A 25,023-nucleotide genomic window follows, 5' to 3' on the forward strand; every position below is an offset into this window, starting at 1 on the left:
TCACATGGCAAAAACGGGCGTAGAGAATGTCCTTGAAGAAATCGTTTCTGACGTACAGTCATTTCTGAAAAGGGATGCGTCAGCAGGCATCATTCTGATGGGAGCCACCCTTCTCGCCCTGATCATTGCCAACACGCCGCTAAATGGCGTGTATAAAGATTTTCTTGATATGAAGGTGACGGTGGCCGCCGGCAGCTTCGAAATTGACAAAGCCCTGCTGCTGTGGATTAACGATGGTCTGATGGCAGTATTCTTTTTCCATGTCGGGCTGGAACTAAAGCGGGCTGTATGTGAAGGCGGCCTGTCTGATCCTAAAAATATTGTACTGCCGGCTGCCGGTGCTGTAGGCGGAATGATTATACCGGTTGCCATATACCTTGCGCTGACTTTTGGTGCTGAAAATGCCGTGGAAGGATGGGCCATTCCGGCCGCCACAGACATCGCCTTTGCACTGGGGATCATGGCACTGCTCGGCAGCAGAGTACCCGCCAGTTTAAAAATATTTCTGGTCACGCTGGCCATCATTGATGACATCGGCGCCATTGTCATCATCGCCCTTTTCTACACAGATAATATTTCTTTATCTGCATTAATTGTAGCGGCTGTATGTTTACCCGTACTCTTCTGGATGAACCGCCGCAACGTTACCGACATTCCCCCTTATGTATTAATCGGGCTGGTACTGTGGGCAGCCATGCTTAAATCCGGCGTACATGCCACTCTGGCGGGTGTTGTTCTGGCTGCATTTATTCCGATGCGCGATAAAAAGGACCCGGAATATTCACCGGTCATTCATCTGGAGCACAGCCTGAACAGCAGTGTCAGTTTTGTCATCCTGCCCCTTTTCGCCTTTGCGAACGCCGGCATTAACTTTAGCGAGATGGAAGCGGACGCACTGACGCATCCGGTAACCCTGGGGGTATTTTTTGGTCTGGTTATCGGTAAGCAGCTTGGCGTGTTTTTATTTTCATGGCTGTCGGTGAAAATGAAGTTTGCCAATCTGCCGGAAGATTTGTCATTCAGACATATATACGGCTGTGCCCTGTTGTGTGGTGTCGGCTTTACCATGAGTCTGTTTATCGGTTCGCTGGCATTCGGCGGCTCGGAAAAAGCCTTTGATGAACGTCTGGGCATACTGGCGGGTTCACTGGTATCCGGCCTGCTTGGCTACCTGGCCCTGCGCTTTATTGGTAACCCGAATCAGAAATCAGCCAAAGATGTTCAGCCGCCGGTTGAGCCGTAGTGCGTCTTCCAGGTTTGCGCCAGCATGCTGAGTAATTGCCGGCGCTTAACCGGCTTACTCAGATAAGCATTCATACCGGCAGCCAGACAAGCCTGTTGATCATCTACGAAGGCATTGGCTGTCAGTGCAATCACGGGAATGCCCGCTTTCTCTGACTCAAGCCCGCGGATAGCTCGGGTTGCTTCGAACCCGTCCATTTCCGGCATCTGGCAATCCATCAACACAATGTGAAACTGCATCTGACGCACCGCTGCCACGGCCTGTTTACCGTTGGCCACACGTACGCACCGGATCCCTTTGTTTTTCAGCATGTCCACTACGATGTGGGCGTTAATATCGTTATCTTCCACCACCAGCACTTTCAGATTATCTGGAATAAACGCATCCGGCTCACTCTCTGCCTCAGGCTCCGCTTCAGCGATGTCAAAGGGGAGCGTAACGGTAAAACTTGTGCCTTCACCGGGTTCTGAAGCCACCTCTATGGTTCCGTCCATCAGTTCAACCAGCTTTCTGGTGATGGGTAAGCCAAGACCCGTGCCACCATAAAGACGGGTAGTAGACGCATCTGCCTGGGCAAACTGCTCGAAGATATGTTCCAGTTTTTCAGGGGCGATCCCGGTGCCGGTATCCTTAACGGTGAGGGTCAGCAGCCCGTTTTCAAAACCAGCCAGAACAGTGATTTCCCCTTCTGTAGTAAATTTCACCGCATTGCTCAGCAGGTTATTGAGTACCTGACTCAGCTTACCCATATCACCACATAACATTTCGGGCAGTGGCGTAAGGTAGGTCATTGATGAAGTCACACCATTATTAATGGCAGCATCCTGGTGAAGATGAAATGATGCTTCCAGCACTTTTTGCAATGAAAAATTCACCGACTCGGTTTGCATTTTGCCGGCTTCAATTTTCGACCAGTCGAGAATGCTGTCGAGGATCATCAACAAATTGGAGGCAGACTGGGCAATCATGCCAATGCGCCTTGCTGCGCCCCGCGGTAAGTCATCTTCCAGAAGATTATCGCAGGAGCCGATAATACCGTTCATCGGTGTACGGATTTCATGTGACATGTTGGCAAGAAACTGAGATTTCGCCACATTCGCCGCTTCCGCCTGTTTCACCGCAGCCTCCAGATGCAGGGTCTTTTCCTCGACCCGTGAAGCCAGTGTCCGGTTCAGTTCTGCCAGTTCAAGGTTGAGTTTGCGCTGAGATTCACGTGAGTGCTCTAAATCATCAAAGGCATCGAACAGCCGCCGCTGCATGGAATCAAACGCTGACTCCAGACTTCGCAATTCTGTTACCGGCAAACTCTCAGAAGGGACGATTCCCCGGCCCCGGTTATTAGGATCAAAGGCTTCAAACTGGCCGATAAGTTTTTTAAGGGGGCGGTTAACAACAGAAGCCAGGGTGAAGCCGGCCAGTAAACCGGTAACGGCAAATACCGCCAGCAGTTCAAGCACAGTAATCAGCGATGAGTTGGTGAGTTGCAAAAAGCGCTGCCAGCTGTAAAGGATTCGAACATGCCAGCCGCTGCCGTCTATCTGCACACTTCTCACAAACCAGGTTTCGTTATTAATCGTAGTCAGTGCATCGCATCCGGTGTCGCAATTGCCCAGAGGCGAAGGCATTAACGGCTGGGCACTGAGCACCTCTGAACCGTACACCAGCTTTCTTTCACTGTCATCCACCAGCAACATAAAGCCGTTAATGTTACTGCTCTCGAAACGACTGAAAGATGACAGCGATAGCGACCCTTCCAGAATACCGGTAATTTCACCGTCTGCTCCGCTTACCGGTGCCGACATGGCGATAATCGGGTCCTGTCCGAACCCCCGTCCGCGAAACGCATCTGACAAATACGGTGTCCCGCTGGCGACGACCTGTGAGAAATACTCACGGCCGGACACATCAAGCATGCCCGCATCAGCAGCTTTCGCCAGCAGCGTTTCAGGCCATGCATGGGTAATTTCACCCTGCGCGTCTGCCGTCAGGAAGGTAAGAAAGGCAGGACTGGATTCAGCCAGCCCGCTCAGTAAACGATCGGTTTGCACTGCGTCGGGTTGTGTTGCACCTGGCATGGCAGAGAGCGTTCCGGCAGCAAAATTAATTGCCCGCTGATGGGTGTCGAGAAAATCTTTTACCTGCCCGGACAGCACATGAAGCCGCTGAGCCATATAAAGCTCTATCTGACTTTTCTGACGCTGCTGATATTGATGGATAAACGAATAGCTGACGCACAGCACCGCCAGAAAGAATAACGCACTGAAGCAATATGCCAGCAGATATTTAAAATTAATGTCTTTTTTAAATGTACCGGGGTGCCAGGCCAACCGGGTAAAAAGGTAGGCAAGGTGCGCTGATAACACCGAAGATAACAGGCAAAACCAGGTCACTGAGACGGTGGTAAATGCCGCGGTATTAAAGCCGTTTTGCTCACTCCATTGCTGAAAAGCGAGGATCAGTACAGCCAGCGAACTGTAAAACCCGATGCCGGATTTCAGTGGTTCGCAGGGCGATTGCCGCCTTCTGCAGAGTACTAAAACAAGAGGCAGTCCGGAGCAGAGAATAACAGGCAGTGTAATACCGTGAATAAACCACACCGGTGCCATAGCCAGAGCGATGCCCGGAATGGACAGCGCTGAAGGCATACGTAAAGCCATGAACACGGCAACAGGCAAACCGAATGCTGTTAAGCCGCCACTGATAAATGGCGGCGGTATCAGGTTAAGGCCGGCACTGAACAGTACCAGCAATAACCACTTTACAGTTTCTGATGTGCGCATACCGCATGAACTCTACGCATTAAGGGAAACTGAAAAGTTTAATCAGCCTTTGCCATGTAATCCAGTGTTAAATTGGTCAGCAATTTAACACCCAGCTTCATGCCCTTGTCATCGACGTAGAAATCCGGTGTGTGGTGAGCAGGAGATTCCGCTTCCGGCACATCAAGAGGCTTACCGCCAACCCAGAGGAAAAGACCGGGGATCTGTTCCTGATAGAACGAGAAGTCTTCTGCGCCGGTTACTGCTTTGGCCAGTACCGCGCCGTCTTTACCGGCAGTACGCTGCAGCGTAGGCAACATCTCCATCGTCAGTTCAGGATCGTTATAAGTGATGGGATAACTGTAGTCCAGTGGCAGGGTCAGTTCAGCTTCAGCGCCCATGCTGTCAGCAATACCTTTAACCTTACGCTCCATCGCTTCATAAACATGTTCACGGGCAGCTTTGTCTAACGTACGGATAGTACCGACCAGTTCCACTTCACGGGGAATAATATTCGATCGGTTACCACCATGAATGGCACCCACTGTTACTACAGCAGCATCATCAATCAGCTTGATCTCACGGGACACGATGGTTTGCAGTGACATAACCATTTGCGCCGCTGTTACGATGGGATCCACACTTTTCCACGGGTACGCTCCGTGGGCCTGCTTACCGTGGATCACAATTTTGAACGGGTCAACCGCTGCCATAGCACCGCCCGGCTTGTAGCTGACTTTGTCGATGTCCAGATTCGAGCTGATATGCAGACCGAAGATCACGTCCACGTCAGGACTCTTCAACACGCCCTCTTTCACCATCACTTCAGCACCACCCAGTTCACCCGGAGGCGCACCTTCTTCAGCGGGCTGAAAAATGAATTTCACTTTACCCCGCAGCTCATCTTTCATTTCTGTCAGAATTTTTGCAGCGCCCATCAGCATGGCCATATGGGTGTCGTGACCGCAGGCGTGCATTACCGGTACTTCTTTACCGTTATACTCACCTTTGGCTTTTGAACGCCATGGCAGCTCGTTCTCTTCCGGCACCGGCAGGCCGTCCATATCTGCCCGCAGGGCAACCACGGGTCCGGGCTTGCCACTGTCAAGCACAGCCACCACACCGGTTTTGGCAACACCGGTTTCAACCTCCAGTCCAAGAGATTTCAGGTACTTTGCAACGTATTTTGCCGTTTCAAATTCGCGGTTTGATAACTCAGGATTTTCGTGCAGATGGTGGCGCCATTTGATCACTTCAGGCTCGATTTTATCTGCCATCGCAGCCACATCAGTTTGTGCTTGTGAAAATGAAGAAAACGCCAGCATGACTGCGGCGGAGAGGAGTCGTGTGTGCATGTTAATATTCCTTATTATAAGAATATTTACCCTATCTGAATCTGCACCAATTTAAAATCAGTTTTACAACACTCCCGCCGGTATGCGGCTGAGGCGGGATAAACAACAAACAATGCGGAATCAAAAACGGCGCCATGCAGGCGCCGTTTTTCGTATCCGGGAGGATTTAGCTCTTCTGACGCTTCATCGCATCAAAGAACTCATCATTGGTTTTTGTCATCGACAGCTTGTTGATGAGGAATTCCATGGCGTCGACTTCAGACATTTCGTGAACAATCTTACGCAGGATCCACATTTTCTGCAGTTCGTCCTGGCTGGTCAGCAGCTCTTCACGACGGGTACCTGAGCGGTTGAAGTCGATAGCAGGGAATACACGTTTCTCTGCAATCTTACGGTTCAGATGCAGTTCCATGTTACCTGTACCTTTAAACTCTTCGTAGATAACTTCATCCATCTTAGAACCGGTATCAATCAGCGCTGTAGCGATGATGGTCAGGCTGCCGCCTTCCTCAACGTTACGTGCCGCACCGAAGAAACGCTTAGGTTTATGCAGAGCGTTAGCATCCACACCACCGGTCAGAACTTTACCGGATGAAGGAATAACGGTGTTGTATGCACGGGCCAGACGGGTAATGGAATCCAGCAGGATAACCACGTCTTTTTTGTGCTCAACAAGGCGTTTGGCTTTCTCGATAACCATTTCCGCAACCTGTACGTGACGGCTGGCCGGTTCATCGAAGGTTGATGCAACCACTTCACCACGAACCAGACGGTGCATCTCGGTCACTTCTTCCGGACGCTCGTCAATCAGCAGAACCATCAGCTCACACTCAGGGTGGTTTGCAGCAATAGACTGTGCGATGTTTTGCAGTAACAGGGTTTTACCGGCTTTAGGCGGTGCAACGATGAGACCACGCTGACCTCTGCCGATTGGCGACGCCAGGTCCAGAACACGGGCTGTAATATCTTCAGACGAACCATTACCCCGTTCCATACGCAAACGGTCGGCTGCATGCAGAGGAGTTAAGTTTTCGAAGAGGATTTTATTACGGGAGTTTTCTGGCTTGTCGAAGTTAACTTCGCGGATTTTCAGGAGGGCAAAGTAGCGTTCACTATCTTTGGGTGGTCTGATTTTTCCTGAAATCGTATCACCGGTGCGAAGATTGAAACGTCGAATCTGGCTGGGTGATACATAGATATCGTCGGGCCCGGCAAGATAAGAAGAATCTGCTGAGCGCAGGAAGCCAAAGCCGTCCTGCAAAATTTCGAGTACACCATCACCGAAAATGTCTTCACCGCCTTTGGCGTGATTTTTCAGGATTGAAAAGATGATGTCTTGTTTTCTGGCACGAGCCATGTTCTCCAGGCCCATCTGTTCGGCCAGGGCAACCAACTCGCTAATTGGTTTATTCTTCAGTTCGGTTAAATTCATACTGGTGGGTCTTTGTGCTTGGACTTCGCTTACGGGACGTTAGCCCCTAAATTAAAAAAATAGTTGGAATAGATGTTTGTCCGGGTCGGACTTAAGCAGAACGCTGCTCGGTTTGAGCATATATCCAAACGTTAGCACCTTAATTGAGGAGCGTCCACTTTTTTTGCCGCAATTGTTAAAAAAACTTTAATGCCCGATATTTACTTTGCACTAACCGGCACATACAGCAGCATCTGACAGACAAAGTTGTCGCACGTTCACTGATGTGAAGGTTTACATTGTCAGCTTATATAAGTGATAGCGGTAATATGCTGTTATGTCCATTACCGGTTGTTGAGATGGATCAAATTGCAGAAGAACAGAGTATAAAAAACCTGCCGGCAGACCGGCAGGTTTTTCTGATTCGGATGTTCCGTTAACGATTAAAGGTTTTCGTTCAGGAACTCTGTCAGTTGAGTTTTTGACAATGCGCCAACTTTTGTAGCAGCAACATTACCGTTTTTGAACAGCAGTAAAGTTGGGATGCCACGAATGCCATATTTTGGTGGCGTTTCATTATTTTCATCGACATTCAACTTACCAACTGTTAATTTGCCATCAAACTCGGTCGCAACTTCTTCGAGAATTGGTGCGATCATTTTACAAGGGCCACACCACTCGGCCCAGAAGTCAACCAGCACAGGACCAGCAGCATTGATAACATCTGCTTCAAATTTGTCGTCAGTTAACTTGATAATTTTGTCGCTCATTCTTTTCTCCAATATTTGGTCTGCTGCTGATTTGTCTCAGCTTTACCATTAGTGTTATAAGAAACCGTTTTTTAATGCAAGCACAGATAAGCTATAAGCTATGCAAACAACACATTTAACTGAAACACATTTTTCCGACTTGCCCATCAATACCAAAGTTGTTGAGGCATTGAAGTCTGCAAACTTCACTCATTGTACTCCAATCCAGGCACTTGCGTTGCCGCCCCTGCTAGAGGGACTGGATATCGCCGGTCAGGCACAAACCGGTACGGGCAAGACAATGGCATTTCTTGTCGCAACTTTCCACCATCTGTTGGAAAAAGCGCAAAATGACGCCAGTAGTCAATCCGGACCGCGCGCCATCATCATGGCACCTACCCGTGAACTTGCGGTTCAAATTTATAATGATGCCAAGCCGCTCAGCGAGCACACCGGACTGTCACTTGGTCTCATTTATGGGGGCGAAGGATACCAAAGTCAACGCGAATCGCTAGAAGAAGGGGTAGATATTATTATCGGTACGACAGGACGCATTCTTGATTACTACAAACAAGGTGTGTTCTCGCTGGATAATATTCAGGCTGCCGTACTCGATGAAGCGGATCGCATGTTCGATTTAGGCTTTATTAAAGATATCCGTTTCCTGTTCCGCAGAATGCCTGCTGCCACTGAACGCCTGAGCATGCTGTTCTCAGCAACGCTGAGCTACCGCGTACAGGAACTGGCCTATGAGCATATGAACAACCCTACTCACGTGCAGGTTGAACCGGAACGCAAAACAGCCACCCGGGTGTCTGAAGAACTGTTCTACCCGTCAGATGAAGATAAAATGCTTCTTCTGCTTACTCTGCTGGAAGAAGAATGGCCGGATAAAGCCATTGTTTTCGCAAACACCAAGAGCGGTTGTGAGCGGGTTAACGACTGGCTGGCAGCTGATGGTCACCGCGTAGGCCTTTTAAGCGGCGATGTACCGCAGAAAAAGCGTCTGTCGATCCTTGAAGACTTCACCAGGAACAATCTTGATATCCTGGTTGCCACTGACGTTGCCGCCCGTGGTCTGCACATTGATAAAGTGACCCACGTATTTAATTATGACCTGCCGGACGATGCGGAAGATTACGTTCACCGTATTGGTCGTACGGGCCGTGCCGGAGCCAGCGGTGCCGCTATCAGCTTCGCCTGTGAAAAGTACGCACAGAACCTGCCGGCGATTGAAGAATATATTCAGCATGCCATTCCTGTTACCGAATTTGACAGAACTGCATTACTGGATGATGTGACTGCACCGAAACCCCGTCGCCGGCGTACTCCGACTAACCGGAATTCGTCCCGTCGTGGAAACAGTCGCCGTAACAGCAACAATAAGAAACCGTCAAACCAGTAAAATCTATGCAGCCAGAACTTCAACATGATGCGGTTGTTCACGGCGAGTACTACGCCGCCGTGGACCTGGGTTCCAACAGTTTCCACATGGTGGTGGTGCATGTCGTGAACGGCAGTGTGCAAATCATCGGTAAAGTGAAACAGAAAGTCAGGCTGGCTGCCGGTTTAAATGACGATATGGAACTGGATGAAGTCAGCATGGAGCGTGGCTGGCAGTGTTTACAGACATTCGCCGAACGCCTGCAGGACATCCCCCGTTCCAATGTAAAAGTGGTCGCGACTGCAACACTGCGTCTGGCAGTAAATGCAGCGGATTTCATCCACAAAGCAGAATCCATTCTGGGCCACAAGCTGGAAGTCATCAGCGGTGAAGAAGAGGCGCGGCAGATTTATCTCGGGGTTGCGTATACTTCCGCGAATCAGGGCAATTCCCTGGTAATTGATATCGGCGGCGCGAGCACCGAAATTATCATCGGCAATGATATGCACCCTATCCACCTGGTCAGTCTGGATATGGGATGCGTCACGTTCATGGAACGGCACTTCCCTAAAGGCCAAATCACCCGGGCCAACTTCGATAAAGCACAACAGAAAGCCAACGCCCTTCTGGACAGCGTGGCTGATACCTTCCTGTGCTTTGACTGGCATAACTGTCTGGGCGCATCAGGTACACCACAAGCCATCACAGAAATCCTGGTCGCACAGGGGATCAGTGATGCTATCCGCCTTGATTACCTGTATAAACTGCGTGATGAATGTATCGCCTGTGGTCATATCGACAACCTGAACATCAAAGGACTGGAAGAGTCCCGCAAGCCGATTTTCCCCAGTGGCCTGGCGATTCTGATCACCCTGTTCGAGCGCCTGAAAATCCGTGATATGAATATTTCCGGCGGCGCACTGCGGGAAGGACTGATTTATGGCATGCTGGACAACCTGCAGGAAAATGACCGCCGCAGCCAGACCCTGAATCATACTATGAAGCGGTTTCACATCGACCGCCACCATGCTGAGTCAGTACGGGGACTGGCACTGCGCCTGTGTCACCAGTTATGTGCGCAAACCAGTTTGTGCCACCTTGATACTGAAGCCGTGCTGGGGGCTGCAGCAACCCTGCATGAAATCGGCCTGCATGTTGAGTTTAAAAAGCATCATGAGCATGGTGCCTACCTGCTGACGTATATCGATTTGCCCGGTTACACCAAATTACAGCGTGTGGCGATACGGGACCTGGTAAAATGTCACCGTCTCGCAATCAAGTCAGACACTTTTTCTCATTACCATGAAGAAGTAAGGCCAATGCTGGAGGGCTTGTTACGGGTGTTAAGAATTGCCGTTGTGTTGTGTCTGCGTCGTCAGAACAAACACATTCCGGAGGTAGAACTGAAAGTGGACGGTGATGACTGGACACTGATCCTGCCGCAGGGCTGGCTGGCAGCCCACCCGCTAATTAACGCTGAGCTGGCCAACGAAACCTGGTTACAACACCGGGCGGGTTGGAAGCTGCATTGCCTGTGACCGGTATTTACCGGGCGCAATGAAACCGGCCCTGTATCAGGCCGGCATTCTCAGATGTGTCAGCGGGCGGTAGACATTCAGCCCTTAAGTAACTGCGCAGCCTGCGGCGCAAAGTAAGTCAGAATGCCATCTGCACCGGCCCGCTTAAATGCAAGCAGCGATTCCAGAATAACTTCATCTTCCTTCAACCAGCCATTAGCAAACGCCGCCTTGTGCATAGCGTATTCGCCACTTACCTGATAGGCAAAAGTCGGCACCTTCAGCTCTTCTTTACAACGACGGACAATATCCAGATACGGCATGCCGGGTTTCACCATAACCATGTCTGCCCCTTCCTGCAGATCCATGGCAATTTCGTGAATAGCTTCATCGCTGTTTGCAGGGTCCATCTGATAGGTTTTCTTGTTCCCGCCTTTAATGTTCGCAGCAGAGCCCACAGCGTCCCTGAAAGGGCCATAATAGGCTGACGCATACTTGGCAGCATAAGCCATGATACAGGTATTGTGATGGCCGTCAGCTTCAAGGGCATTGCGGATGGCACCAATTCTGCCATCCATCATGTCCGACGGAGCCACAATGTCAGCGCCGGCTTCAGCATGAGACAAGGCCTGCTTTATCAGCGCATCCACGGTAATATCATTTACCACATACCCGTCTTTGTCGATGATGCCGTCCTGTCCGTGGGAAGTAAACGGATCCAGTGCCACATCAGACATCAGCATCAGTTGCGGATAAGCGTCTTTTAACGCACGCAGTGCCTGCTGTGCCAGTCCCTGCGGATTCCACGCTTCTTTCGCACAATCAGTTTTCAGCTCCATAGGCGTAACCGGAAAAGGCGCCAGAGCGGGGATCCCAAGGTCGACCCACTTACCGGCTTCTTCCACCAGTAAATCCACAGATAAACGTTCAACGCCCGGCATGGAAGGCACAGCTTCCCGCTGGTTTTTGCCCGGCAGAACAAATACAGGGTAAATCAGATCTTTTACCGTGAGCACGTGCTCTGCGACCATATCCCGCAATGCGTCCTGACTTCTGAGGCGGCGCATTCTTTTTGCCGGGAAAGGTGAAAATGTCATGATGATTCTCCAGAAAAGATTTCCGCGACAACCTGATTCCGCCCGTTTTGCTTAGCGCGGTACAACAGGCTGTCTGCGTACTTCAGTAAATCGAGTTCGTGTGCTTCACGCTGAATAACGGCACATGCAACACCGGCGCTCATCGTCAGCTGAATAACCTGCCCGTCAATTTCAACCGGCGTCTGCTCAATCATTCTGCGCATGGATTCCACGACTTGTCGGGCACCCTCAATGTCGGTGTTAGGCAAAATAATGCCAAACTCTTCACCGCCATAGCGGCATACATCGTCTGACGAACGGCGTAACTGTGATTGCAGTAAACGGGCAACGTGACAAATACAGGCATCACCCGCTGCATGTCCGTACTCGTCATTAACCGACTTGAAGTGGTCGATGTCAATCATTGCGAGGCTAAGCTCAGTTTGTTCACGACGACTGCGCCGGCTCTCTGCCAGTAAGCGTTTATCAAAGTGCCTGCGGTTACGGATCCCTGTCAGTGAGTCGATGCTGTTAAGGCGCTCCAGTTCTTCGTTGGCCTGTGATAATTCGCGCAGTGCAATTTCCAGTTCCAGGGTACGTTCCTGCACCTTGTATTCCATTTCATCGGCATACTGGCGTTGAATTTCCACCAAATCCTCCCGCGCCTGTGCAGATAGTTTTTCCTGCTCAAGGGCTTTACGGGACGATTCAAAGGCGGTTTCTTTTTGCTGGCTGTATCCAATGGCGATAATAAACGTCAACAGTAACGTTTCTACTGACGCTCCGAGCATCAGCAAATAATTGGACGGTATACTGGTGCTGAATACCCCCAGATTATCCAGGCTGGCAGATAAACCGCTGACCAGCAAAATACTCCAGGCAAAAGAATAGTACCTGGCGATGGTGTGCCCCCGCATGGCAAGCCGGATACCGATGGCCGGGGTAAAAATTACCACCAGCCCCAGCATTACCAGAAACACTTTGATAAGCCATGCATAGGGCAGAAACAGGCTGACAATGATATTTAACCCGAACAGGGCTGCCACCGCTTTCAGTGCTTTATCAATTTTCCGGCTATGGGAAGAGACTTCCAGTAAGGAGCGGGAAAACAGCATGGCAAACATAATGGCGGCATTGGCACAAATAGCGACGGCCCGTTGTTCAAACCAGCCCCACTGCGGCCACAAATACGCAAAGGCCTGACCGTTCAGAGTCGCCAGCGTCAGCGACAGCGAAATGACGTAAGCGGTGTAAAGTAAAAATGTGGCACTACGGGTGGTCAGAAAGAAGAAAAAGTTGCTTACCCCGATGGCCAGCAGGAAACCAAAGAATGCCCCCATCAGATGACTCAGGCTGGAGGTATATTCGATGAATTCTGTTTTATTCCACACACGCACAGGCAATCTTACTGCCCCTGAAGTTTTCACTTTCAGCACCACATCCAGCTGTGCATAGCCCGCCGGGATGGTAAATAACATGGAGGGGTGACGTATATCCCACTCTGTAAACGACAACGCATCGCCGCCGTGGAGAGTTGCCACCGGGCCGTGCTGTTCGGGCGTAAAAAAAGAGACTTCTATGTTGTCCAGCAGCGGATAAGCCACTTCGAGTAACGCTTCTTCAGATAAAAGTGCATCACGCCTGACAGAGAAATTAAACCAGTATACACCGTCCTGCATGCCCAGATTTACCGGGTTACTCACAGGCGTCCAGTCTACGGCGGCTATTTCGGAATAACTTTGAATGGAAAAAGCAGATGCTGCTGAGGAAGTATAACGAATTTCAGAAATGCGCTGCTGTTGGTCGTCGGCGCGGATGTAGGGTTGCACAACATAAAGAAACAAGGCAACAACGGCCAGCGTTATTGCGATCAGCCACTCATCGTACCGGCGGACCATCCCCGTGTTCAATTGCATTTATTATTCTACCTTGCAACTTTGAATACCCTGCAAGTATTAGCATAACTGTTTTGTGCCAACTCTTCATAACTTATTTCTGTCAAATCAGCCAAATACCTACCAATTGATGAGATAAAAGCAGGTTCATTATTTTTTGACTTCGGACGATGATTTTTCGGAAATAAATAAGGCGCGTCGGTTTCGAGAATTAACCGGCTAAGGGGTAACTGCTTCACCGCTTGTCTTAAATCTCCGCCACGTTTTTCATCACAGACCCAGCCGGTGATACCAATATAAAGACCCCGGTCGAGATAGGCCTGCATGGCGTCAAGGTTTCCGGTAAAGCAATGGGCGATGCCACCGGCCAGTTGCCCTTCAACACTGTCCAGACAATCTAGTTGCAGTGCGAAAGCATCACGTTCGTGAAGGTAGACAGGCTTATTATGTTTGACGGCAATCGCCAGTTGCCGGCGAAAGACGGATTCCTGAACATCACGGGGGGAAAAGTCGCGGTTAAAGTCGAGCCCGCACTCACCTACAGCAACAACCCCCGGACAATCAAGGCGCTGCTCCAGACCGGTAAAGTCATCCTCTGTCATAACCTTAGCGTTATGCGGGTGACAACCTACGGTATAACAAAGGTGTTCAGGGTAACGTTGATAAAGCGCTTTTGCATCATCCCACTCAGCGGGCTCAGTGGTGATGATACAAAGTTTATCAACCCCCGCTTCTACAGCGCGGGCGATAATGTCGTCGGGATTAAACCGGCGGTCAAGGAGATTGACGCCGGCATCGAACCATTTCAACTTACTTGATCCGGCGTACACCAATTCTGCCACTGGCACCGGACTTCTTCAGATAAAAAGCACCCAGTGCACCACGCTCCACCAGTACGGTATCGCCTTTGCGGAATTTGTAATTCACATCATCGGAAGTCTGACGCCAGACCATACCGCTATCCAGCGTGATTATGTAGTCACCCCGCGGGCTGGTCGACACATCCGTAATGGTACCGGACATATTTTCAGGCAGATTCTCTGCCGCAAGACGCTGTGCTTCCAGACCAAAGTCATCTTCCGTAATTTGTGGCTTGCTGGCAGTGGCAACCGGCTGACGCTTGGGTTGCTCGCTGGCAATGTCATCAACAGACTTGCCTGCGCCGGCATAGATGTTCATTGAACCGGCAACAGCGTCATAACAAATAAGACGTTTCAGGTCGTTTTTTTCGTTCTTACAAGCCTGCATGGCTTCAGTAACGGTTTCAGCCTGCGCCGTAAATGATAAAGCGCCAAAGAGGGCCACACCGGCCAGTTTTATTTTTGATTTCATTATTATTCCTTACTTGTCATCTTCAGATCGTCTGTCCCGATCTGTCTGAGCTAAACTGACTCAGAGTCGGACGATTGCTCGTCCTCATCATCTTCTTTTTTACCTGCGTAAAATCCACCGACGATGACGCCCACTTCAAATAAGAACCACATTGGAATTGCCAGTAATGTCTGGGAAATAACATCCGGAGGTGTCAGCAGCATGCCCAGTATGAAGGCACCGACCACTACGTAAGGACGTTTAGCCCGCAGCGTTGCCGCATCGGTCACGCCTGTCCAGCATAACAATATGATGGCAATCGGGATCTCAAATGACACTCCGAATGCGAAAAACAATTTAAGTACGAAGTTCAGATAACTGGAAATATCTGTACTGACGGTTACCCCTTCAGGCGCCACACTGTTAAAGAACGCAAAGGCGATAGGGAAAACCACGAAATAGGCAAAAGCCATCCCCGCATAAAATAGCAGTGTGCTTGAGAATAACAGCGGCGCGACCAGCTTTTTCTCATTCTTGTATAAGCCCGGCGCGACAAACGCCCAGACCTGATAAAGCACATAGGGAATAGCAATGAAAAATGACAGCACCAGCGTAAGTTTAAACGGTGCAAAAAACGGTGATGCAACATCCGTTGCAATCATGGATGTGTTTTCCGGCATCGTGCTCAGCAAAGGCTCAGCCAGAAGACGGTAAAGATCCTGAGCGAAATACGCCAGACACAAAAACACCAGCAGCACACTTGCCAGTGCGTGCAAGACACGGTTTCGCAGCTCAATCAGGTGCGAGATAAGAGAGTTAGCGTCAGACATTTACTTCTTTTTATAAGGTTCCTGCACGGACTTCGCGGCATCTTTGAGTTCATCGACGCTTTCTTTAAGTTCCGGCGCAATATCTTTGAGGCCCTGTTGCTCAGCCTTTTTCAGATTTTCATGCAATTCATGCACACGTAACTGGTGTTCCACTTCCTGCTTGAAGCCTGTTGCCATATTACGCACGCTGCGCACTGTTTTGATGGTGGAGCGCATTGCGCCGGGTAAACGTTCCGGCCCCAGCACAAGCAGTGCCAGCACTCCAATCACCAATAATTCCCAGAAGCCAATGTCAAACATCAGGATTTTTCTTTAACGTCTGCCTTGGACTCTGCTTCTACAGATTGCGCCTCGTTTTTGTTTTCAACGCGCTTTTCCTGTGAGAAATCAGCATCTGACTCTTCATCAGTTACTGCTTTCTTAAAACCTTTTACTGCACCACCCAGATCGGAGCCAATGCTCTTGAGTCGCTTGGTGCCAAACAGAAGAACAACAATCACTAAAACAATCAGCAATTGCCAGATACTAATTCCACCCATCAAAAAAATCTCCTTTACATCAAGACCCACAGTATGCCACCGCTATAAGAACCTTTCACGACATAATTTACAATTGTGAGGTGAACCGTTTCATCTTTACGTTTTTATACTTATTTAAACTTTTGACGAATGCCTGATTTCACTTCATGCTAAAAACTGGATAGGAAGCCCGGGTCTGAAACCCTGAATTAATTTATGTCATGTATCGTGTTGTTACTGTGTGTTGCACTGCCCCGGTTGTCAGACGGAGACGTTGAGCGTCTTCCGGTTGAACAAAGCCAGCTGGCAGAAGCCGGTACAGATGAAAAACTCTGGTTCGATAACTGGCAACAGGAGCTTACCCGCTCCATGGACTACACCGCACGGCAACTCGACAGCTTTTTTGCTCTGGAAGGCAGTGACGCTTACCGTGATGCCAGGGCCGAAGGCCGGGTGAGCCTGGGCTGGGAACCCAGAACGCGGGACCTCAGTGAAATGGATTTACGTTTCCGGATTCGGGTAAAACTGCCGGCGCTGGAAGACCGCGTAGACCTGGTTCTCAGCGATAACGAAGATAACGATAACCAAAATACCATTAAAGCGGCAAGAGACCCGGTAGCCCGGAACCGCGATAACACAACCATCGCCCTGCGTTACCGTGCCAGTGACAATGCCAGAATGTCGTACCGGATTGGTACCGGACGGCGGGGGCAAATTTATGCGAAAGCCCGTTTTCAGGATATGGCGCCGCTCTCCGATACAGTCGCCCTGTTTTACGACGCTGAAACCTATTATTACAACCGCGACGGACTGGGTGCTGAAATAGGAGCAACATTTCAATATCTCAGCCACGACGACCATGTATTCCGCTTCAACAACCGTTATTACTACCGCGATGAACGCGAAGACTGGTTGTGGCGGCACGAACTGCAATATCTGCAACCGCTGACTTCACATTCCGCTGCTATTTATACCCTTTTTACAGAAGGACTGACAAAACCGTCAAACGAGCTCAGTGAGGTGTACACCAGCTTCCGCTACCGCATGAATCCCACACGTGACTGGCTGTTTTACGAAATAGAACCGTTTGTTTTATGGCTGAAGGAAGAAGATTTTAAACCTTCGTACGGGCTGGCTTTACGGGTGGAAGTGTATTACGGCAAAGGGGCATAAAAAAACCGGTATCACAGGGCGATACCGGTTTTATCGTTCTTTTTACTACCGCTGATTTATGGTCTCAGCGCACGTTCACCGCGGGCTAATCCGCATACGCCGGTGCGGGATGATTCGATAATTTCTGCACATTCACCCATTGCAGACGCGAAAGCATCCAGCTTGTCTGATGTACCTGTGATTTCAATGGTGTAATTGCTGCCGTTTACATCAACAATACTGCCACGGAAGATATCACTGGTGCGCTTCACTTCAGCGCGGATCTCTTCAGTCCGTGTAGCCACTTTAATCAACATCAGTTCACGTTCTACGTGGGTGCCGTCGGTTAAATCGACCACTTTAAGCACGTCGATGAGTTTGTTCACCTGTTTGGTGATTTGCTCAATCACTTTATCATCACCGTGAGTGGTAATGGTCAGGCGAGACAAACTGGGATCGTCTGTTGCGGCAACACACAGTGAATCAACGTTATATCCACGTTGTGAAAAAACGCCCACGATACGTGACAGTGCGCCCGGCGCGTTTTCCATTAATACTGAAATAATTCTTCTCATCAGGTTCGCTCCGTTTTGCTCAGGCGCATGTCATCCATTGCACCGAATTTCACTTGCATTGGATAAACGTGTTCGTTCTGGTCTACAGCAATGTCCATGAATACCAGTCTGTCGGTATAGCTGAAACATTTTTCCATCGCGGCGTCGAGCTCATCGAGACGATCCACTTTGATACCTACATGGCCATAGGCCTCTGCCAGCTTCACAAAGTCAGGCATTGAGTCCATGTAAGAATGTGAGTGACGACCTTTATAAATCATATCCTGCCACTGACGTACCATGCCCAGCGCACGGTTGTTCAGAGAGATAATCTTCACCGGTAAGTTGTACTGCAAACAGGTAGACAGTTCCTGAATATTCATCTGAATACTGCCGTCACCGGTTACAACCACAGAGGTCGCTTCAGGGTGTGCGAACTGTACGCCCATGGCTGCCGGTAAACCAAAGCCCATGGTGCCCAGACCACCGGAATTGATCCACTGACGGGGCTTTTTATAAGGATAATATAAAGCAGCAAACATCTGGTGCTGACCCACGTCAGAACTGACGTACGCATCACCGTTGGTGTGCTTGTACAAAGCTTCGATAACACGCTGTGGCTTAATTACCGTATCGCCCTGTTCGTACTTAAGACACTCACGGCCGCGCCACTGGGTGATTTGTTGCCACCAGTCGCTGAGCTTTTCTTTCTGGCCGGAGAAATCCACATCAGCCAGTTGCTCAAGGATCTGATCAAGTACTTTATCCACACTGCCAACAACCGGAATGTGCGCATTAATGGTTTTTGAAATCGATGCAGGGTCAATATCCACATGAATGATTTCAGCATGAGGACAGAACTTTGAAACGTTGTTGGTAACACGGTCATCAAAACGGGCACCTAGTGCAATAATGCAGTCTGAATTGTGCATGGTTTTGTTGGCTTCCAGTGTACCGTGCATACCCAGCATACCGACGAACTGTTCATGGGTACCCGGCATAGCGCCCAGCCCCATCAGCGTACAGGTTACCGGCGCATTCAGCTTCTCAGCCAGCTCAATAACTTTACCGGATGCCTCACAGGCAACGGCACCACCGCCCACGTACATCACCGGACGTTCTGCTTTAAGCATAGAAGCAACGGCTTTTTTGATTTGCTTCATATGACCCTTTTCAGTGGGGTTATACGAGCGCATAGCCACTGACTCAGGGAATACGTACGGATGGGAATCCTGAACGTTTACAATATCTTTTGGCAAATCAACCACCACCGGGCCCGGACGGCCGGAGTTGGCAATATAAAAGGCTTTAGCAATGGCTTCAGGAATATCAACAGCCCGTTTTACCAGAAAGCTGTGCTTAACGATGGGGCGGGAACAACCCACCATATCCGTTTCCTGGAATGCATCCTCACCAATGAGTGATGACATTACCTGACCGGACAATACCACCATAGGAATAGAGTCCATGTACGCAGTAGCAATACCGGTAATGGTATTGGTTGCGCCCGGACCTGAGGTGACGAGGACTGTGCCGGTTTTGCCAGTTGAACGTGCATAACCATCCGCCATATGGGCGGCCGCCTGTTCGTGACGTACGAGGACATGTTTGACATCATCCTGCGCAAACAGCGCATCGTAAATGTCTAAAACGGCACCACCGGGGTAACCGAACACATGTGTGACTCCCACATCTTTTAGCGCTTCAACCACCATGGCAGCGCCTGACATCATTTTCACAGTCAAATCTCCTGTATTATGGATTTGTGTCTCGTAACCTTATTAAAAATATATGCGGAATATACCGTAGCGCGGACTATAACGAAGGCATTAGAAAGATAAAACAAAAAAATGGCTAAAAGTGAGACATGTATCCCAATATATAGAATAAATAGGATGAATATCCCCATTTAGCTCATTTTACAGCCAAATATAGGATGGCGGTTACAACTGATTTACAAGTTAATCGTCATCTAACACGATATCGGTGTCGTCCGCAGTGCCACCGTCGTCGTCAGATTCTGTCAGTGCAACTTTTTTGGAGCCATAGATTGAGGCGGCTTTAGGTCGGTTAATACGTTTCTGGTACTTTAGCCACACTTTTTCTTCTGGTGAAGCCGGTTCGGTCTCACCATGAGCAACAGCAATGAAGCGCATATCCTGATCCGTTTCAGGTGTCAGCTTTCCATCTACCAGTGCTGCAATCACACTACCATTTTCTGCGAGAATTTTCGCTTCTTTTATCGAAAAATCGCCGGAACGTGCAAATCCGTAGGGATAATGCTTTTTATCCATAAACGGGCGCTTTATCAGACTATCACGAGTACTATTCGTCATACTAAAACCTGTTTGCTGCAATGCTATTTGAGAACGGTTTCAGGCCATGCCACTCTGGCAACAAAGCCACTAACAAAACTTGTGCTTTTCGCAACACAACAAATAGTTTTTATGACGTTGGATGTCAAACAAAAAAGCGGCACCAGCCGCTTTTTACACAGATCTTAATATTACTGTCATTTTTTCTTTGGCACCCAGGCCCAGCACATTTCACAAATCACCGGTTCGATGTGGTTTGCATCAGTCACTTTAACCTGAACAAGCACCTCACCTTTTTCTTCCGTCTGCATGAGAGCAATTTGTTCCGGAGAGAGCATCGCTTCTGCTTTCATATCGCCTTCAGCCCGCTTTACGTACTTCAGGTTCATGTATTTGATTAGCGGAAGTTTGTCTCCCGGCAGATTCACTCCGACGATAAAGCCGGTTGCAGATTCAGCCAGCAAGCCCATTGCTGCAGCATGCACACTGCCAATGTGATTCTGAACCCGTTTACGGTTTTTAATCTGAAACGTGACTGAGGTGAGATCTGAAGCAAGAATATCCAGTTTGGCCGTACCCGCGAGTTTGACCGTATGGCGGAACATAGCAGTCATCAACCGGCGGCTGATAAAGGAAGGGTATTTATTTGCTTTTAAAGCAAACTGTCTCAGTGGATTCGGTTTTGCCATCTTGCTTCTCTTATTCTGGTTAGACCAGTGAGAGTAGCCGCTGGTCAGATGAAAATCAAGTCATCCGACCAGCTTATGTAGCATGTACCAGCGCTCTCAGATTTCAGTAAGGTACACCGTTTTTCTCAAACTGAGCGGCGAGGTCTGTAAGATGCGTTTCGTATCTGCGCCAGTTTCCTACTGACTTTGCATTGATGGCTTCTCTTACCTGTACTTTACTGGCCGTAGATACCGGATTGTCGTTTTGCTCCACGTGCAAACACTTTTCCTCCCAGGGCAAACCGCAAAACCCGAGCAGCTTTTTAATTTCTCCCGCGGGGTCTGTAACCAGCGCTTCATAGGATTGCAGATATATCTGGTCAGGTGCCTGTTTTGCCCACCGCTGCATAAGATGGTAAAACCGGGTATACACCCGCCCAATCGTATCCATGTCATAGGCATAGCTGTAGTAAGGGCTGTTTATTGAAAACAACTGACGAAAATTGCCGGTACAGGTATCCATGGGATGACGAAGCATGCACACAATGCGTGCCTGCGGCAGTGCTTTGCGGATAAGCGGTACATAAAAGAAATTGAATGGCAGTTTATCAACCAGATATGGCATGCCGCCGGTAAGATGAGCGGTACGTTCAAGGTAGCGATTGCCCATGGCCGCGCTGTCTGCCTGCATCCCTTTTGTCAGCGTTTCAGCATCAAGCACCACTTGTGAGGGCGTGCGTACAATTTCTTTCACGCTGACACCGAAATCCTGTAACTCACCGCCTGAAGCCACACGGGTATGGTTCGACAAAATACGCTCAGCCAGCGTAGTGCCCGAACGGGGCATGCCGGTGACGAATAACGGGGTGTGCCGGCCTGTTACCGGTTGTGTGTTTACCGGCGGCTCAAGGTCAATTAGCTCCAGCATATCGAATACCGCTGAAAAGTCGCTGTCATGACGCGGCAAAGTTGCCAGTTTTTCTGATTTCGCCAGTTTAAGAAGCGTAAACGCCTCGCCGTATTCTTTTTTCGCTTCCCATTCTTTCGCCAGTGCGTGGGCCACATGCAATCTGCCGTCAATATCAGGGGGTTGACGCTCAGCCAGGCTGGCATCCAGCGCTTGCAGTGCGGCTATCCTGTCCGGATTATCCGGCCTGGTTTCTAAGTCTGATAAGGCGAAATGTGCCTGACTGTATGCGGGCGCAAGGCGGATTGCCGTTTCAAATGCTTCCTTAGCCCGGCCAAAATCACCGGCGAACTTGGCAGAAACCCCGGTATTGTAATAAAAAGCAGGATTATCCGGTGCCAGCTGAAGCGCTTTTTCAAAATAGTTAAGCGCAGTATGGTGATCGCCCGCACGGCTTAATGCCACACCGGCAGTGTCCAGAGACAGAGCATCATCAAGTGCAGAAACCGGCGCGTTTGCCGCAGCGGCTTTCGCCTCTGTCATATTGCCCTGAAGGGCAAAACACTTCGCCAGATAAACATAAGTTTTTGCCGTTCCGCCAAGGCTTACGGCTTTTTCCAGCAATGCTGCTGCCTTGCTGATTTGCATCAGTTCAATGTGAATAATACCCAGCAGGAAATAGGCTTCTTCAAAGTCACCGGTTTGCCTGATGGCCTGCACAAGCGCCTGGTGTGCCTGCGGGTATTGTTTGTTGTTAATTGCCTGCTTCGCAGTCAGTAAACAGTGTTCTCTTATTTCCATCATAAAAAATAAAGGCACCTTAGCGGTGCCTTTAGCCTAACATAAACCATCCGTTACAGTTCGAACTGATAGTTGAATTTCAAGCCGACAGTGCGTGGTGTTAACACGTAGTGGCCGTAGTTACGCAATAATTCAGTACCGTTAGGTGTCATGGATGCAAACGTCGCCAGTCCCATATCACCGCGGTCACGACGTACCGAAGTATAAGCGTACTTGTCGAACAGGTTATCAATGTAGAAAGTGACACTCCATACATCGTCAGACAACTTCGCGTTAAAGTTACTGACTGCATAACCCGGCAGTGCCTCACCATTCTGGCGCAGGCCAACCGTCGAGAACACCTCATCCTGAGCGGTTAAGCCGTAGTTAAGATCCAGCATCTTGCCATCCAGAACTTCAGTGGCGTAGTTCACACCGAATGAGAACTGTTGTTCAGGAGAACCCGGCAGGCGATCGCCATCTTTACCGTCGTAGTAATCCTGCAATGCACTGCCCTGCTCTCCGAACACACCGAACAGGAATGGCGCATCAGCAGTCAGCTTAGCAATGGTTTTTGAATAGGTGGCATAAAGGGTGATGTTATCGGTTGCCAGTGCACGCACAGAGATTTCAGCACCTCTGGAGTTAGCCCCTTCGGCATTAGTGGTGATAGGTTGCTGACCGTTAATGGTCGCACCGCCTACCTGTGCATCATCCCAGTCCACGTTAAACAAGGCCAGATTCAACTGCAAACGGTTCTTAAAGTAGCTGCTCTTCAGGCCGAGTTCGTAGTTGGTAGTGGTATCCGGCTCGAAATTTTGCTCATCAGGCAAAGCGCAAACAATCTGCGTGGCGATATCATCAATATCAGACGGGCAGGCACCAACACCGTTAGCACCACCAATACGGAAACCTTCACTTATGGTCACATAACCCATTGTGTTGTCATCGAACTGATAGCTGGCATTGAATTTAAACAATGTGCCTGAATCATCCGCCGGTGCAGAACTGTAATCCAGTTCAATGGAATCTTCACCGCGACCTTCAAACACTGAGTAGTACAACGGTAAGTCTATAGCAGAGGCTGACTCGATGTCGTACTGATATGCACGCATACCCAGTGTCACATTGAGCTTTTCATTCACTTCGTAGCTGACTTCACCGTAAAACGCTGACTCGGTAGTTTCTGTGTTGCTGACTGAGTAGTATTCCAGTGAATCAGGACGGTAGTTTCCGCCGACTTCCCAGACATCAATGGCATATTCATCAAAGCCCGGGGTAAATTCTTTACTGTAGCCGTCGTATTCCGTTTTATTGTAGTAGAAGCCTGCAATCCAGCTTAACGGACCTTCCGCCTGTGAGACCAGACGCAATTCCTGAGTCAGAATTTTACGCTCGTCCACTTCTTCGGTGTAGGCAGAAAACGCAGGAAACTCTTCATAACTGTAGTCCAGACGGATGAGCAGATCGGTTTGATCCCGCTGACCAATTGCATCGAATTGAGAATAGCCGGTAGCAGATACCAGTTCAGCAAACCCCAGATCCGCTTTCAACTCAAGGCTGAGTAATTCATCTTCTTTCTCACGGGGCTCTTCGTAGCGGTAAGCCGATTCATAGGGACCAATCACATCGCTCAGCGGATTATCTGCGGCCAGCGCATCAAATTGTGTGATTGAACGTCCTTCAACTTCCTGCTTCTGATAGAAGTAGCTTAAAGTACCGTCAAGCCAGTCGTTCGGTACCCAACGCAGCGCTATGCGGGCAGTTAACGTGTCTTCACCATTGGCATCTTCAACACGGCGTAGATTTTCTGATACTGCCGCATCGTCGTTCCAATCCGGATCAGGCAGAGATACACCGCCTTCCCGCACTACGTAGTTGTAATCAAGAAAGCCCGGATTATTGAAATAGTTAAGCGACATGCGCACACCCATTTCACCGTCGATCAGCGGCGCGTTGAAAATAAAGCCGCCTTCACCGCCTAAAGAATCGCTTTCGCTGACGCTGTATGCATCACCGAATACTTCTCCTGAAGTGAAATCCAGATCCACCGCTTTAGGAATGTAACGGATAGCCCCGCCCAGTGTACCGGCCCCGTATAAGGTTCCCTGCGGACCAATCAGTACTTCAACACGGTCAACGTCAATAAGACGCATGTTCAGAAATAAAGGAATTTCACCGAAGTAAGTGGCGACCGTGCCACCATCAGAACCTGGGCCTGAAGAATTGGTGTTCAGACCACGCACAATAACAGGAGAGTCAGAGCGACCGCCCTGGTCAGTTACCGTCAGGCCGGGCACCCAGCGGGCAACGTCATCGAGATCTTCAATATCCTGCTGAGCCATAACGTCTGAAGTCAGCGCAGAGATATTAATCGGCACCTCCTGCAATGAACCGCTGCGGCGGGTTGCAGTAACTTCAATCTTTTCGATTTGTTTTTCTGTGGCCTGAGCTTCCTGGGCCAGAACCTGCGGCGATGCCAGTGCGCCGGCAATAGCAACGGCTATAGCGGAATATACAAATCCGCTACGGGGAAATGATTTCATGTTTGTGTGTTCTCCTGAAACCGGATACGTCGTCCGGTCTGATGAATCTTGCG

The 25,023-nt window shown here is 49.6% G+C and carries 21 protein-coding genes; 4 read left to right on the plus strand and 17 right to left on the minus strand.

Annotated features, from left to right (window positions below; translation table 11 throughout):
* The first annotated feature begins 4 nt into the window (after positions 1–4).
* Positions 5–1,243, plus strand: a complete 1,239-nt coding sequence (gene nhaA / locus ACXAGR_RS03345; protein ID WP_474848153.1) for a Na+/H+ antiporter NhaA — start codon at positions 5–7, stop codon at positions 1,241–1,243.
* Here the strand turns inward: nhaA and ACXAGR_RS03350 are convergent.
* From ACXAGR_RS03350 to trxA, 4 genes are all read right to left on the minus strand, one after another.
* A complete protein-coding gene (locus ACXAGR_RS03350; RefSeq protein WP_474848155.1) occupies positions 1,222–4,023 on the minus strand; it encodes an ATP-binding protein in 2,802 nt (933 codons plus the stop codon). The two genes, nhaA and ACXAGR_RS03350, sit on opposite strands and share 22 nt — an antisense overlap.
* Positions 4,024–4,061: 38 nt before the next feature.
* On the minus strand, positions 4,062–5,357 hold the full coding sequence (locus ACXAGR_RS03355; protein ID WP_474848157.1) for an amidohydrolase: 1,296 nt from the start codon (positions 5,355–5,357) through the stop codon (positions 4,062–4,064).
* Between the two features lie 166 nt (positions 5,358–5,523).
* Positions 5,524–6,789, minus strand: a complete 1,266-nt coding sequence (gene rho, locus ACXAGR_RS03360; RefSeq protein ID WP_119502690.1) for a transcription termination factor Rho — start codon at positions 6,787–6,789, stop codon at positions 5,524–5,526.
* A gap of 422 nt (positions 6,790–7,211) precedes the next feature.
* Positions 7,212–7,538 (minus strand): thioredoxin TrxA, encoded by a 327-nt coding sequence (gene trxA, locus ACXAGR_RS03365; RefSeq protein ID WP_119502691.1) that lies wholly within the window; start codon positions 7,536–7,538, stop codon positions 7,212–7,214.
* A 100-nt stretch (positions 7,539–7,638) separates the two neighbouring features.
* Between trxA and rhlB the strand changes: the two genes are divergently transcribed.
* Positions 7,639–8,922, plus strand: a complete 1,284-nt coding sequence (rhlB, locus tag ACXAGR_RS03370; RefSeq protein ID WP_119502692.1) for an ATP-dependent RNA helicase RhlB — start codon at positions 7,639–7,641, stop codon at positions 8,920–8,922.
* A 5-nt stretch (positions 8,923–8,927) separates the two neighbouring features.
* Positions 8,928–10,439, plus strand: coding sequence for a Ppx/GppA phosphatase family protein (locus ACXAGR_RS03375; RefSeq protein WP_474841379.1), 1,512 nt, complete (start codon positions 8,928–8,930; stop codon positions 10,437–10,439).
* 77 nt (positions 10,440–10,516) lie between these two features.
* Here the strand turns inward: ACXAGR_RS03375 and hemB are convergent, their stop codons facing one another.
* Genes hemB through tatA form a run of 7 tightly spaced genes read right to left on the minus strand, consistent with a single transcriptional unit; the run spans position 10,517 to position 16,069 of the window.
* A complete protein-coding gene (gene hemB, locus ACXAGR_RS03380) occupies positions 10,517–11,515 on the minus strand; it encodes a porphobilinogen synthase (RefSeq protein ID WP_349589684.1) in 999 nt (332 codons plus the stop codon).
* Entirely contained in the window at positions 11,512–13,410 is a 1,899-nt protein-coding gene (locus tag ACXAGR_RS03385) for a diguanylate cyclase (protein ID WP_474841382.1), read from the minus strand. The genes hemB and ACXAGR_RS03385 overlap by 4 nt, the downstream gene beginning before the upstream one ends.
* A gap of 8 nt (positions 13,411–13,418) precedes the next feature.
* Positions 13,419–14,198: a TatD family hydrolase gene (locus ACXAGR_RS03390; protein WP_474848159.1), complete on the minus strand. Its 780-nt coding sequence runs from the start codon at positions 14,196–14,198 to the stop codon at positions 13,419–13,421.
* Position 14,199: 1 nt separating this feature from the next.
* Positions 14,200–14,721 carry a hypothetical protein gene (locus ACXAGR_RS03395; RefSeq protein ID WP_474848161.1) on the minus strand — a complete coding sequence of 174 codons (522 nt, stop codon included), beginning with the start codon at positions 14,719–14,721 and terminating at the stop codon, positions 14,200–14,202.
* Positions 14,722–14,771: 50 nt separating this feature from the next.
* Positions 14,772–15,530 (minus strand): twin-arginine translocase subunit TatC, encoded by a 759-nt coding sequence (gene tatC / locus ACXAGR_RS03400; RefSeq protein WP_474841388.1) that lies wholly within the window; start codon positions 15,528–15,530, stop codon positions 14,772–14,774.
* The gene (tatB, locus tag ACXAGR_RS03405) at positions 15,531–15,830 is read right to left on the minus strand and encodes a Sec-independent protein translocase protein TatB (protein ID WP_119502699.1); all 300 of its coding nucleotides are present in this window, start codon (positions 15,828–15,830) and stop codon (positions 15,531–15,533) included.
* On the minus strand, positions 15,830–16,069 hold the full coding sequence (tatA, locus tag ACXAGR_RS03410) for a Sec-independent protein translocase subunit TatA (protein WP_119502700.1): 240 nt from the start codon (positions 16,067–16,069) through the stop codon (positions 15,830–15,832). Before tatA ends, tatB begins: the two co-directional genes overlap by 1 nt.
* Positions 16,070–16,264: 195 nt before the next feature.
* Between tatA and ACXAGR_RS03415 the strand changes: the two genes are divergently transcribed.
* On the plus strand, positions 16,265–17,221 hold the full coding sequence (locus ACXAGR_RS03415) for a hypothetical protein (protein WP_474848163.1): 957 nt from the start codon (positions 16,265–16,267) through the stop codon (positions 17,219–17,221).
* Between the two features lie 56 nt (positions 17,222–17,277).
* On the opposite strand, the gene ilvN is transcribed toward ACXAGR_RS03415, so the two are convergent.
* The 6 genes from ilvN to ACXAGR_RS03445 all read right to left on the minus strand — a co-directional run bounded on the left by ilvN (position 17,278) and on the right by ACXAGR_RS03445 (position 24,970).
* The gene (ilvN, locus tag ACXAGR_RS03420) at positions 17,278–17,775 is read right to left on the minus strand and encodes an acetolactate synthase small subunit (protein WP_119502702.1); all 498 of its coding nucleotides are present in this window, start codon (positions 17,773–17,775) and stop codon (positions 17,278–17,280) included.
* On the minus strand, positions 17,775–19,493 hold the full coding sequence (locus ACXAGR_RS03425; RefSeq protein WP_119502703.1) for an acetolactate synthase 3 large subunit: 1,719 nt from the start codon (positions 19,491–19,493) through the stop codon (positions 17,775–17,777). Before ACXAGR_RS03425 ends, ilvN begins: the two co-directional genes overlap by 1 nt.
* 222 nt (positions 19,494–19,715) lie before the next feature.
* Positions 19,716–20,090: a MaoP family protein gene (locus ACXAGR_RS03430; RefSeq protein WP_303575660.1), complete on the minus strand. Its 375-nt coding sequence runs from the start codon at positions 20,088–20,090 to the stop codon at positions 19,716–19,718.
* 176 nt (positions 20,091–20,266) lie between these two features.
* The gene (locus ACXAGR_RS03435; protein WP_474848164.1) at positions 20,267–20,758 is read right to left on the minus strand and encodes a DUF4442 domain-containing protein; all 492 of its coding nucleotides are present in this window, start codon (positions 20,756–20,758) and stop codon (positions 20,267–20,269) included.
* 103 nt (positions 20,759–20,861) lie between these two features.
* Positions 20,862–22,448, minus strand: coding sequence for a tetratricopeptide repeat-containing sulfotransferase family protein (locus ACXAGR_RS03440; protein ID WP_474848165.1), 1,587 nt, complete (start codon positions 22,446–22,448; stop codon positions 20,862–20,864).
* A 50-nt stretch (positions 22,449–22,498) separates the two neighbouring features.
* Entirely contained in the window at positions 22,499–24,970 is a 2,472-nt protein-coding gene (locus ACXAGR_RS03445; protein ID WP_474841399.1) for a TonB-dependent receptor, read from the minus strand.
* Positions 24,971–25,023 lie beyond the last annotated feature (53 nt).

It is taken from the genome of Alteromonas sp. ABH4_457, assembly GCF_056160625.1.